Raw genomic sequence first — 12,299 nt, forward strand, 5'->3', positions numbered from 1 at the left:
CCCGTCCTCGCCTGCCGAGGCGGGCTTGAGGAGGAACCCATGCCCGTACCCCAGCCGAACCTCTACCCGCCCTTCAACATCGTGCGCCTCAGCCATGTCGAGTTCGGCGTCACCGACCTTGCAAAGTCCCGCGCCTTCTACGTCGACACGCTCGGCCTGCAGGTGACGGGCGAGACCGCCGACACGATCTATCTGCGCGCCATGGAGGAGCGCGGCCACCATTGCATCGTGCTGCGGAAATCCGGCAAGCCGGAAGCCCGCGACCTCGGCTTCAAGGTCTTCGACGAGGAGGACCTCGAAAAGGCCGTGCGCTTCTTCAAGGGCAAGGGCCTGCCGGTGGAATGGGTCGAGCGCCCCTACCAGGGCCGCACCTTCCGCACGCGCGATCCGCACGGCATTCCCCTGGAATTCTACACGAAGATGGACCGCCTGCCGCCGATCCACCAGAAATATGCGCTCTATCGCGGCGTCAAGCCGCTGCGCATCGACCACTTCAACTGCTTCTCGCCCGATGTCGATGCCTCCGTCGCCTTCTACAACGAGCTCGGCTTTCGCGTGACGGAATATACGCAGGACGAAGAGACCGGAAAGCTCTGGGCGGCCTGGACCCATCGCAAGGGCGGCGTGCACGACATCGCCTTCACCAATGGCCGTGGACCCCGCCTGCACCACACCGCATTCTGGGTGCCGACGCCGCTCAACATCATCGACCTGCTCGACCTGATGGCGACGACCGGCTGGGTCGACCATATCGAGCGCGGCCCCGGCCGCCACGGCATTTCCAATGCCTTCTTCCTCTATATCCTCGATCCTGACGGGCACCGCATCGAGATCTACTGCTCGGACTACCAGACGGTCGACCCCGACCTTGAACCCATCAAGTGGGACCTGAAGGACCCGCAGCGCCAGACGCTCTGGGGCGCTCCGGCGCCGAAATCCTGGTTCGAGCACGGCAGCCTCTTCGCCGGCACCGAGGTCGCGGATTCGCAGCTCAAGGCCCAGCCCATCATCGCGCCCTGAAGGGCGCGCCGACCGCATCGAGGACACCGCCGGCAGAGGCCCCTGCCCGGTGGCACTGCCAGGGAACACCAGGATGGACCATCCCAGATTTGCCAGCTTCAGCATCGGCCCGCGCAAGGGCTACGGCCTGATCGTCGCGGACGGCGTGATCGACCTTTCCACCCGGTTTGCCGGCCGCTTCCTGACGCTGAAGGAAGTCGTGGAAGCCGGTGCCTTCGGCGAACTGCTGAGTGCCGCAGCCGGGCAGAAGCCGGATCATGCGCTGGACGAGATCAACTACGAGATCCCGATCCCCGCGCCGGAGAAGATCGTCTGCGTCGGCGTGAACTTTCCTGACCGCAACGCGGAATACAAGGACGGCCAGGCCGCCCCCGCCAATCCCTCGCTGTTCATCCGCTTCCCGCGATCCTTCACCGGCCACGACCGGCCGCTGATCCGCCCGCCGGAAAGCCCGCAGCTCGACTACGAGGGCGAGATCGTCATCGTCATCGGCAAGGACGGGCGGCGGATCGCGGAAGCCGACGCACTGAGCCACATCGCGGCCCTCTCGCTCTGCAACGAGGGCACCATCCGCGACTGGGTGCGCCATGCCAAGTTCAACGTCACCCAGGGCAAGAACTTCGACCGGAGCGGCTCGATCGGCCCCTGGCTCGTGCCCTATGCGGACGAAAGCCAGCTTGCCGACATCCGGCTCGAAACCCGCGTCAACGGCGAGGTGCGCCAGAGCGACCGCACCGGCCGCATGATCTTCTCCTTCCGCAAGATCATCGCCTATATCTCCACCTTCACGACGCTCGTGCCCGGCGACGTCATCGTCACCGGCACGCCGACCGGCGCCGGCGCGCGCTTCGATCCGCCGATCTGGCTGAAGCCGGGCGACGTGGTCGAGGTCGAGGCCGAGGGCATCGGCACGCTCCGCAACACCATCGCCGACGAGGTCTGATCATGATGACGCCAGAGGAGATCCACGCCGCCGCGGCCAGCCTCGACGAGGCCGAGCGCACCCGCATCCAGACCGGCCTTCTCTCGCTGAAGCACCCCGGCATCACCATGGACGACGCCTATGCGATCCAGGGGGCCTGGGTGAAGAAGAAGATCGCCGACGGTCGCCGGGTGATCGGCTGGAAGATCGGCCTCACCTCCAAGGCCATGCAATATGCGCTGAACATCGACATCCCGGATTCCGGCGTGCTCTTCGACGACATGGTCTTCGAGGACGGCGCGACCGTGCCGGCCGGCCGCTTCATCCAGCCGCGCGTCGAGGCAGAGATCGCCTTCGTGATGAAGGCGCCGCTGAAAGGGCCGGGCATCACCATCTTCGACGTGCTGAACGCCACGGACTACGTCACCCCGGCGCTGGAAATCCTCGACACGCGCATCCTGCGCGTCGACCCCGAAACGAAGAAGGCACGCACCATCTTCGACACGATCTCCGACAATGCCGCCAATGCCGGCATCGTCACCGGCGGGCGCGCGGTGCGGCCGGACGCGATCGACATGCGCTGGATGGGCGCCATCGTCAGCCGCAATGCGGAGGTCGAGGAAACCGGCCTCGGCGCCGGCGTGCTCAACCAGCCGGCGCGCGGCGTCGCCTGGCTCGCCAACCGGCTCGCGCAGTATGGCGACGGCATCGAGGCCGGCCAGATCGTGCTCGCCGGTTCGTTCATCCGGCCGGTGGAAGCCCGTCACCGCGATACGATCGTCGGCGATTTCGGCCCCTACGGCACCGTCAGCCTGTTCTTCGCCTGAGGTGGAAAGATGCCCGCTCCGAAAAACCGCTTCAAGCAGGCGCTCCGCGAAGGCCACGCGCAGATCGGCCTCTGGCAGGCGCTCGCCAATCCCTACACGGTCGAGATCTGCGCCGAGGCCGGCTACGACTGGCTGCTGCTCGATGCCGAGCACGCGCCGAACGATGTGCCGCTGCTCGTCTCGCAGCTCCAGGCGATGAAGGGCACGGCAAGCCACGCCGTCATCCGCCCGCCGGTCGGCGAGACCTGGATCATCAAGCAATTGCTGGATATCGGCGCGCAGACGCTGCTCATCCCGATGGTCGACAGCGAGGCGATGGCCGAGGCGATGGTGAAGGCCGTGCGCTATCCGCCGCATGGCGTGCGCGGCGTCGGCGCGGCGCTCGCCAGAGCCTCCGCCTTCAACCGCACGGCGGACTATCTGCAGACGGCGAACGCGGAAATCTGCCTGCTGCTGCAGGTCGAAAACCGCACCGGGCTGGAGGCGCTCGACGACATCGCCGGAACCGAGGGCGTCGACGGCGTCTTCATCGGCCCGGCCGACCTTGCCGCCGACATGGGCTTCCTAGGCAGGCCGGGCGCGCCCGAAGTGCAGGCCGAGGTGGAAAAGGCGCTGAAGAAGATCCAGGCACACGGCAAGGCGGCGGGCATCCTGATCGGCGACCTCGGGCTTGCCAAGCACTACCTGGAGCTCGGCGCCACCTTTGTCGCCATCGGCAATGACGTGACGCTGCTCGCCAATGCCACGACGAAGCTGCTCGCCGATTTCAAGGCCGCCGAGCCGGCGGAGGCACCGGCCGGCGCCAGGGTCTACTGATCCGGAATTGCCCTATTCCTCGCCGCCCGCCTTGCCGTCGAGCTTGAGGGCGGCGAGCTCTTCCAGCATGTCGAGCAGTTCCTCGACGCGCTCCGCGCCGAAACGGGCGTCGATATCCGCATAGACGCGGCGGGAATCCGGCATGACCTCGTCGATGACCGCCTGGCCGGCCGGCGCGAGCCGCAGCAGCACGCGGCGGCCGTCTTCCCTGTCCTTGTGCCGGGTGATCAGGCCGCGCTCCTCCAGCGACCGCAGCATGCGCGTCAGGCTCGGCGCCAGGATGAAGGCCTTCTCCGCCACCTCCGTCGCATCGAGGGTACCGGCTTCCGAAAGCGCGCGGATCACCCGCCATTGCTGCTCGGTCACGTCGTGATCGGCAAGGATCGGCCGGAAATGGCTCATCACCGCCTCGCGCGCTTTCAGGAGGCCGATGGCCAGCGACCGGCGGCGTTCGCGCGGCAGGGCATCCTTCGTTTCGTCGGGAATGTTCATGTCCAGAGGGGCACCGTTCGTCATCCTGCCTCTATCCGCGATTTTTCCGGCCTGCGCAATGCGCCGGGCCGCATGGAACAGCGTCAACGGATCGATTGCGGCTGCCCGGCATGCTAGCGTCGCCGGTGAAGCCAGCCAGCGAAAGTGCAACAGCCCATGACGCCTGAAACATCCACATCCGACACGAACCTTCTTTTTCCGCCCACGCCCGTCCCCTGCCTGCCGATCCGGGGCAGCGCCGCGCTCTTTCCGGTTCACCGGATCTATTGCGTCGGGCGCAACTTCGCAGACCACGCCATCGAAATGGGCCATGACCCCGACAAGGAGCCGCCCTTCTTCTTCCAGAAGAATCCCGACACGCTGGTGCCGCCGGGCAGCGCCTTTCCCTATCCCGCCGCCAGCCGCGACGTGCACCACGAGGTCGAGCTGGTCGTCGCGCTTCACGGCGGCGGCACGGACATTCCCGTCGAGCGGGCGCTCGCCTGCGTCTACGGCTATGCCGTCGGTCTCGACATGACGCGCCGCGACCTGCAGGCGGAGGCGAAGAAACACGGCCGGCCCTGGGAGGTCGCAAAGGCCTTCGAGTATTCCGCCCCCTGCGGGCCGATCCACCCCGCCGCCGACATCGGCCATCCGGGCGAAGGCGCGATCCGGCTCACGGTCAACGATACGGTCCGCCAGGACGGCAACCTCAACCAGATGATCTGGAAGGTACCGGAAATGATCGCCTACCTCTCGCGCCTCTTCACCCTGAAGCCCGGCGACCTGATCTTCGCGGGCACGCCGGCCGGCGTCGGCGCGGTGGCAAGGGGCGACAGGATGCTGGCGCATATCGACGGACTGGACGAAGTCGCCTTCGCGGTCGCCTGAAAGCGGGTCGGAAACGGCGCCACGCCCGGCACCTGCCGGCGCCCCTCAAGGGCGCCTGCAGGACCTGCGACAGGACGCCACGCGCCATCGCCGCGTTGTTTGATTAAAGTCAAAGAGCGGGACCGCCGGCGGGTCTACTTCCTAGCTCATGAACGAGAGACGTTCGTCAGCAAGGAGAATTCCAGTGCGTACCATGGCAAAGAGCATCGTCGGCGCGGCAGCAGTCATTCTGGCGCTTGCGCTTCCGGCAGCAGCGGCAGATTTCGAAGTGCATATGCTGAACAAGGGCGCCGAGGGTGCCATGGTGTTCGAGCCGGCCTTCGTGAAGGTCGCCCCCGGCGATACCATCACCTTCATCCCCACCGACAAGGGACACAATGTCGAGACGATCAAGGGCATGATCCCCGAGGGGGCGGAGGCCTTCAAGAGCAAGATCAACGAGAACTTCAAGATCACCCTCGACAAGGCCGGCGCCTATGGCGTCAAGTGCACGCCGCATGTCGGCATGGGCATGGTGGGCGTGGTGGTCGTCGGCGATGCGCCGGCCAATCTCGACGCGGTCAAGACCGGCAAGCTGCCGAAGAAGGCCCGCGAGCGCATGGACGCGGCGATCGCGGCAGCGGGCCTGTAACGGCCCTTCTTTCGGGGCGGGGGCGGAAACCCGGGGCGGAGCGATCCGCTCCGGGTTTTCTTTGCCCGGTGACGGAGGAGCGCGAAAGGCCATGCCCGTCTTCACGGCCGGTGCGGTGCGCGCAAGTTCCATCTTGTGCATGATGTGGATTTACACATTTAATTTTCTAATGGCATCCACCCCTGCTAATTTGCCGCCGTGAACCAACGGGAACGCGCATGCTGAAACTTGCCCTGCTGTCGGCCTGGCTCTTCCTCGCGGCCCTCTGCCCTCCCCTTCTTGCCGCCGAAAACGCCATGGATACGCAACTGCACAAGGCAGCCGCCGCCGACGATGTCGCCGCCATCAAGACGCTGCTTGCCAAGGGCGCCAGCATCGACGCGCGGGATGCCCGCGGCGCGACGGCGCTGCTCGTCGCCACGCACGGCAACAAGGTGGACGCCGCCCGCGCGCTGATCGAGGCCGGCGCCGACGTCAATGCCAAGGACGATATCAGCGACAGCCCCTATCTCTATGCCGGCGCGCGCGGCCATCTCGAGATCCTGAAGCTGACGCTGGCCCACGGCGCCGATCTCAAGAGCGTCAACCGCTACGGCGGCACCGCCATCATTCCGGCCGCCGAGCGCGGCCATGTCGAGACCGTCGACACGCTGATCAAGGCCGGCACCGATGTCGACCATGTCAACCGCCTCGGCTGGACGGCGCTCCTGGAGGCGATCATCCTCGGCGACGGCGGGCCGCGCCATGTCGAGATCGTCGCGCTGCTGATCGCCGCCGGCGCCGATGTCGAGCTTGCCGACAATGACGGCGTCAGCCCGCTCCAGCACGCCCGCGGCCGCGGCTATGGCGAGATCGCCGCGCTGCTGGAAAAGGCCGGCGCGAAGAGATGAGCGGGCGACGAACGCCCGCCGAAGACCACCGGAAACACGCAACCAAAGGGCCTGAGACGATGCAACGAAGCTACTACTCCTCCCTCGGCGGGCACCCCCCGCAGAGCGACCTCCTGACCGGCCGCGCCGTCTTCACCGAGGCCTATGCGGTGATCCCAAAGGGGGTGATGCAGGACATCGTCACCAGCTTCCTGCCCTTCTGGAACGACACGCGCTGCTGGGTCATCGCCCGCCCGCTTTCCGGCTTTGCAGAGACCTTCTCGCAATATGTCATGGAAGTGGCGCCGGGCGGCGGGAGCGATCGGCCGGAACAGGATCCCGAGGCCGAGGGCGTACTCTTCGTCGTCGATGGCGAGGTGGAGCTGACGCTGCCGACCGGCAAGCACACGCTGCAGCCGGGCGGCTACGCCTTCCTGCCGCCGGCCCTGAAATGGTCGCTGCGCAACCGCTCCGGTGCCCATGCCCGCTTCCACTGGATCCGCAAGGCCTATGAGGCCGTCGATGGCCTTGCCCATCCCGATCCGCTGATCCTCAACGAGAAGGACATCACCCCCGCCGCCATGCCGGGCACGAACGGCGGCTGGGCGACGACGCGCTTCGTCGATCCCAACGACCTGCGTCATGACATGCATGTGACGATCGTCACGCTGATGCCCGGCGCCGTCATTCCCTTCGCGGAAACCCACGTCATGGAGCACGGGCTCTACGTGCTGCAGGGCAAGGCCGTCTATCGCCTGAACCAGGACTGGGTGGAGGTGGAGGCCGGCGACTTCATGTGGCTGCGCGCCTTCTGCCCGCAGGCCTGCTATGCCGGTGGCCCCGGCCCGTTCCGCTACCTGCTCTACAAGGACGTCAACCGCCACATGAACCTGCGCCCCTTCGGCGGCCGCCGTTAGGCCTGATATCCTTGCAAAGAAACCCGCGCCCGGCGCGGGTTTCCGGTCATGGAGCAAGGGGCATCGCCACCGGATAGTGCCGCGGGTCGAAGCGCAGATAGAGCAGCGCCGTTGCCAGCACGCAGCCGAGATGCAGCCCCCAGCCCGCCGCAAAGCCGCCCGTCCAGTCGTGCAGCAGCGCCATCGCATAGGGGCCGAGCGCGGCGATCAGGAAGCCGCCGCCCTGCATCAGCGCGGCCAGCGCACCGGCCTGTTCCGGCTGCGGCAGGTGGTCGAGCGCCGTGACGATGGCAAGCGCGAAGCTGCCGCCGAGGCCCGCGCCGCACAGCCCGGCCCACACGGCCGGCGCCATGCCGGGAAGGCTCGCAAGGCCGAAGAAGCCTGCGGCCTGGAAGAAGATCGTCAGCCAGAGCCAGCGGCGGCGGTCGACATTGCCGCGCGCCAGGATGGGAAGGCCGAGCGCGGCGACGGCCTGGCAGATCGCCATGATCGCGACAAGGCCGCTGCTGTCGGCACTCGTCCAGCCCTGCGCCTGGTAATAGGGCGAAAGCCAGGCGATCATCGAGCAATAGCCGGCATTGACCAGCCCGAAGGCACCCATCAGAGCCCAGGTCCTCGGCCGGCGCAGGAGCTGCCGCGCCAGAGCGCCGTCGGGCCGGCTCGACGGCACGGCCGGCAGGATGCGCCAGGACGCGGCGAGCGCGATCGCAACCGGCAGCGCCAGCCAGGCGAGCGCCGCCCGCCAGCCGTAGCCGGCATGCACGAGCACCGGCATCAGCCGCGCCCCGAAGGCGCCGCCGGCCATGATCATTGCCGAATAGAGCCCCGTCACCACCGGCACGCTTGTCGGGAAGCGCGCCTTGATGATGCCGGGAAAGGCCGCCTGGATGAAGGCGACGCCGATGCCGCAAAGCGCCGCCGTCACGATCAGCGACAGGCCGTCCCACACAACGAGGCGCAGCGCCGAGCCGGCGAAGAGCACGGCCAGCGCGATCAACAGGCCACGCCGCGCGCCGAGCCGCACCAGAAGACCCGGCGCCACGAAGGCGCCGAGGCCCATCAGGACCATCGGCAGCAGCGTCAGCATCGCGATGCCGCCATAACCGAGGCCGGTATCCGCGCCGATCTCCATGAGGATCGGCGCCGGGGCCGCGAGGAAGGGCCGGAGGTTGAGGCCGATCAGGACCACCAGTGCAAGCATTGCCCAATCGCGGCCGGAGCGCGTATCCGTCATGGTTCGACTTTCCTACTGAAAAGACGTGTCGGGCCGGAAGCGCAGCCGCCGGCATCGCCTACCGCTATCACCCGCTTGAATCATGCGCAAATTAGATGTTTAGATAGCTAACATTCTGATTTTCGATGGAGATCCCGTGCTCGATCCGCGCCTGCTCCGGGCTTTCGTGGCGATTGCCGATGCCGGCAGCTTCACCGCCGCGGCCGACCGCCTGCACATGACCCAATCGACGATGAGCCAGCAGATCGCACGCCTCGAGGAGGTGATCGGCCGGGAACTGGTCGACCGTGCCGCGCGGCCGGTGCGCCTGACCGTGACGGGCGAGCGCCTGCTCGGCCACGCCCGGCGCATCCTCGCGCTGCAGACCGAGGCGCTGACGCTGGTTGCCGAGACCTCCGGCACCACATCGGTGCGCATCGGCATGCCCGATGACATTGCGACGCCCGAAATGGCCCATGCCTTCGCCGCCTTCGCCAAGCGCCACAAGGAGGCGCGCCTCGACGTCACCACGGGGCTGCGCGCCGACCTCGCGCGGCGCTACCGCTCCGGCGAACTCGACATCGTCGTACTCAAGGAGGACACGCCGAGCACCGACAGCTGGGCAAGCTTCGCGGAACCGATCGCCTGGTTCACCGCGCTGGATGCACCGGCGGACCTGCCCGACCCCGTCCCGCTCGTCACTTTTCCGCTGGGCGGGCTCTACCGGGACGCCATGTTCGAGCGGCTGGAACGGGAACGGCGGCGCTGGTATGTCGCCTTCACCTCCGCCAGCCTGCGCAACGTGCTGATGGCCATCGAGGCCGGCCTCGGCCTCTCGCTGCTGCCCGTCGATGCCGCGAAAGGGTGGCGCGTCAGGCCCTTCACCGATTTCCCGCCGGAACCGCCGGTCATCGCCTCGCTCTACTCCTGGGAACAGAACGGCATCGTCGGCGAGCTCGCAAATGAGGTCCTCGACATCCTCAGGCGGCACTTCGCGCACGAAAGGCACACTGCCTCATAACGCCCCCCGCCCATCTCGCCGCCCTCTTTCCCAACCGGCAGGCAGACGAAGCGAGACGGGGAACGCACCCACAAGACGCTTTGGAACAATTCGGGAGGATTTGCGTTTTCTGGGCGAGAAAACGCACATTCCAGGACCCTATGACCCGCCCTTCCTCCACCTATCGCCTCCAGTTCCGAAATGGCATGGACTTCGGGAGGGCGCGTCAACTGGTGCCCTATCTCCAGCATCTCGGCATCAGCCATCTCCACGCCTCGCCGGTGATGACGGTCGTGACGGGCTCGTCCAACGGCCACGATATCGTCGATCCAAACGCGATCGATCCCGCCCTCGGCGGTCTCGATGGCCTGCGCCGGCTTGCCGGCGATCTTAAGGCACGCGGCCTCGGCCTCCTCCTCGACATCGCGCCGAACCACATGGCCGCGAGCCTCGAAAATCCCTGGTGGCACAGCGTCGTCACCTGGGGCGAGCAAAGCCCGTTTTCCCGACATTTCGACATCGACTGGTCGAAAAAGCTGGCCTTGCCCGTTCTCGAAAAGGATTTCGCAACGGAGGTCGCGAACGGCGCGATCCGCCTCGCACTGGACCCGGAGCGGGACATCCTGGCGCTGCATTATCGCGGCTCCTTCTATCCCCTGCATCCCGAGACGTGCCGGCAGGCACTTGCCGCATATGAGGAACTGCTCCTGGTCACCGCCCCGGCGGCGGCCTTCGAAGGCGCGGCCGCCCTTGCCGGCCCGCTCGCCTTCATCGACGAGCAGGAGGTCGTTGCCCGGATGCTTGCCGAAATCTCGCGCGACCCCGGGCGGATCACGGCGATTCACGCGGCACAACTATGGCGGCTGGTGGAACGAAAGACGGCGCACCGGCGTCTGTGCGGCTCCGCCGACCTTGTCCGGCTGCGCCTCGAGGATGCCCGGGTTTTCGACGACAGCCACCGGCTGGTCCTCGACCTCGTCCGCGAAGGCACGGTGGACGGGCTGGCCATCCTGCATATCGACGGGTTCGCCGATCCGCATGCCTATCTGCAGCGGCTGCGCGCTGCCGTCGGCTCCGCCTACCTGATCGTCGACAAGCACCTTGCGGGAAGCGAACAGCTTGCCGCGGAATGGCCGGTCCACGGCACGACCGGGGGCGAGATCATCACAGCCCTCACGGATATAATGGCCAGTCATCCCCACCAGGCATCCAGTCCTCCCGATGGCAGTCCGCGGACGGAAACGGCGAGGGAGGCCGGCAAGCGGCAGATCTTCGGGACGGAACTCGAAGGCGAGGCTGCCCGCCTGACCCTCCTGGCGAAGGCTCTCGCCGACCAGTCCCACGCCGACCTCTCCCGCAGCGCCCTTGCCGAGGCGATCCGCGCCCTGATCGTCGCCCTGCCGGTCGCGCGGACCTATGCGACGGCCACGCATGTCAGCGAACGCGACCGCGAGGTCATCGCGACAGCCCGGCAGCAGGCACAGGAGGGCAACCGGCCGGAGGTCCGCGAGGCGATCGATTTCATCTGGGAGTTGCTGGCCGACGACAAGATACCGGCCACTCTGGCGGGCTGCGCCGAATTCCGCGCCCGCTTCCAGCAATTGAGCGGCTGCGTGACAGCAGGGGCGCCGGATGACCTGCTTTTCTCCCGGGAGAATGCCGCCGGCCGGCCGAGCGAGCCGGCGGACGGCCCCGCGGCGTTTCACGCGGTGATGCAGGCCCGTGCCGAAACCATGCCGCATGGCCTGTCCGCGATATCCCCGTCCGGTGTTGCCTATGGCGGAGACGCCAGGGCCAGGCTCAATGCCCTCGCCGAGGCGCCGGACCGCTGGCACGCGGCGCGGCAACGCTGGTCCGCCCTCAGCGCCGACATGATCCGCAGCCACGCCGGCCGGGCTGCTCCCGAGCCGGATACGGAACGGCTGCTCCACAATGCGATCGCAGCCCTCTGGCCGGCCACGGGCCTTCAGGATACCGCGGCGATCCGGTCCCTTGCCGCCGATCTGAAGATCTTCATAAGAAGCGAAGGGCAAGTCAGCCCGCATGGCTACGCATCGGGCAGCAATCCTGCGCAGGTGCTGGCCGGCGTCATCGAAGGCCTGTTCGGCAACGACGCATTTCTCCGGGAGCTCGACACGACACTCTCGCCCTTCGTGGATGCCGGGCTGATGAACTCTCTCGCACAGACGCTGATCAAGCTGACCATGCCGGGCATCCCGGACATCCGGCAGGGCAGCGAACGCGGCGACTTCTCCTTGCGGCAGGCCGGCGCCCGGATGTTCGACACGCCCTCCCGCGTCATGCCGGAAAAGCCGGCCGCGACGCGGGCGTCCTTCGCTTCCTACAAACAATGGCTGGTCGCGACCGTCCTCGCCATGCGGGCGAAAGACCCGGATGGTCCGTTCGCCGGCCCCTACCTTCCCGTGGACCTTTCGGATGGCGGGGCCCAGGCCCTCGCCTTCCTGCGCGGCGCGCCGCAGGCCTTCGCCATCACCGTGGTCCCGCACCACACCTTCGGCAAGACACCCCCCGGCAGCCTGCGCCTGACGGAGGACGCCACGCGGGGAATTTCCATCACCATCCCCGATCGCTTCTACGGCCAAACGGTGCGATCCGTGCTTGACGACCGCCGATTGGTGCTGGGCAGCGGCATGCCGCTCGCCGAGGCACTTGCAGGCGAGCCTGTCGCCCTCTTCGTCAGCGCCTGAGGCCGTTTCTGCAG

At 67.3% G+C, this 12,299-nt stretch carries 12 protein-coding genes; 10 read left to right on the forward strand and 2 right to left on the reverse strand.

All coding sequences use genetic code 11. From position 1 onward, the window contains the following. The first annotated feature begins 39 nt into the window (after positions 1–39). The 4 genes from hpaD to hpaI all read left to right on the forward strand — a co-directional run bounded on the left by hpaD (position 40) and on the right by hpaI (position 3,585). On the forward strand, positions 40–1,020 hold the full coding sequence (gene hpaD, locus AABF56_RS15905; RefSeq protein ID WP_272806675.1) for a 3,4-dihydroxyphenylacetate 2,3-dioxygenase: 981 nt from the start codon (positions 40–42) through the stop codon (positions 1,018–1,020). Positions 1,021–1,093: 73 nt separating this feature from the next. After that, positions 1,094–1,963: a fumarylacetoacetate hydrolase family protein gene (locus AABF56_RS15910; protein ID WP_272806676.1), complete on the forward strand. Its 870-nt coding sequence runs from the start codon at positions 1,094–1,096 to the stop codon at positions 1,961–1,963. 2 nt (positions 1,964–1,965) lie between these two features. Further along, on the forward strand, positions 1,966–2,769 hold the full coding sequence (gene hpaH / locus AABF56_RS15915; protein ID WP_272806677.1) for a 2-oxo-hept-4-ene-1,7-dioate hydratase: 804 nt from the start codon (positions 1,966–1,968) through the stop codon (positions 2,767–2,769). 9 nt (positions 2,770–2,778) lie between these two features. Further along, a complete protein-coding gene (gene hpaI / locus AABF56_RS15920) occupies positions 2,779–3,585 on the forward strand; it encodes a 4-hydroxy-2-oxoheptanedioate aldolase (protein WP_272806678.1) in 807 nt (268 codons plus the stop codon). Positions 3,586–3,597: 12 nt separating this feature from the next. Here the strand turns inward: hpaI and hpaR are convergent, their stop codons facing one another. Then, positions 3,598–4,101 (reverse strand): homoprotocatechuate degradation operon regulator HpaR, encoded by a 504-nt coding sequence (gene hpaR, locus AABF56_RS15925; protein ID WP_272806679.1) that lies wholly within the window; start codon positions 4,099–4,101, stop codon positions 3,598–3,600. Positions 4,102–4,233: 132 nt separating this feature from the next. Between hpaR and AABF56_RS15930 the strand changes: the two genes are divergently transcribed. The 4 genes from AABF56_RS15930 (at position 4,234) to AABF56_RS15945 (ending at position 7,364) form a co-directional block, all read left to right on the forward strand. Continuing rightward, entirely contained in the window at positions 4,234–4,947 is a 714-nt protein-coding gene (locus AABF56_RS15930) for a fumarylacetoacetate hydrolase family protein (protein ID WP_272806680.1), read from the forward strand. A 193-nt stretch (positions 4,948–5,140) separates the two neighbouring features. Beyond that, positions 5,141–5,578 (forward strand): pseudoazurin, encoded by a 438-nt coding sequence (locus tag AABF56_RS15935; RefSeq protein WP_244769890.1) that lies wholly within the window; start codon positions 5,141–5,143, stop codon positions 5,576–5,578. 218 nt (positions 5,579–5,796) lie between these two features. Further along, positions 5,797–6,468 carry an ankyrin repeat domain-containing protein gene (locus tag AABF56_RS15940; RefSeq protein ID WP_443021133.1) on the forward strand — a complete coding sequence of 224 codons (672 nt, stop codon included), beginning with the start codon at positions 5,797–5,799 and terminating at the stop codon, positions 6,466–6,468. Between the two features lie 59 nt (positions 6,469–6,527). Continuing rightward, the gene (locus AABF56_RS15945; protein ID WP_272806681.1) at positions 6,528–7,364 is read left to right on the forward strand and encodes a bifunctional allantoicase/(S)-ureidoglycine aminohydrolase; all 837 of its coding nucleotides are present in this window, start codon (positions 6,528–6,530) and stop codon (positions 7,362–7,364) included. Positions 7,365–7,410: 46 nt separating this feature from the next. Here the strand turns inward: AABF56_RS15945 and AABF56_RS15950 are convergent, their stop codons facing one another. Then, the gene (locus AABF56_RS15950) at positions 7,411–8,598 is read right to left on the reverse strand and encodes a cyanate transporter (protein ID WP_272806682.1); all 1,188 of its coding nucleotides are present in this window, start codon (positions 8,596–8,598) and stop codon (positions 7,411–7,413) included. Positions 8,599–8,734: 136 nt separating this feature from the next. Between AABF56_RS15950 and AABF56_RS15955 the strand changes: the two genes are divergently transcribed. After that, positions 8,735–9,598, forward strand: coding sequence for a LysR family transcriptional regulator (locus AABF56_RS15955; RefSeq protein WP_272806683.1), 864 nt, complete (start codon positions 8,735–8,737; stop codon positions 9,596–9,598). 140 nt (positions 9,599–9,738) lie between these two features. Further along, on the forward strand, positions 9,739–12,285 hold the full coding sequence (gene treY / locus AABF56_RS15960) for a malto-oligosyltrehalose synthase (RefSeq protein ID WP_272806684.1): 2,547 nt from the start codon (positions 9,739–9,741) through the stop codon (positions 12,283–12,285). The last annotated feature ends 14 nt before the right edge of the window (positions 12,286–12,299 follow it).

It is taken from the genome of Shinella sp. WSC3-e, assembly GCF_945994535.1.
Taxonomy (GTDB): domain Bacteria; phylum Pseudomonadota; class Alphaproteobacteria; order Rhizobiales; family Rhizobiaceae; genus Shinella; species Shinella yambaruensis.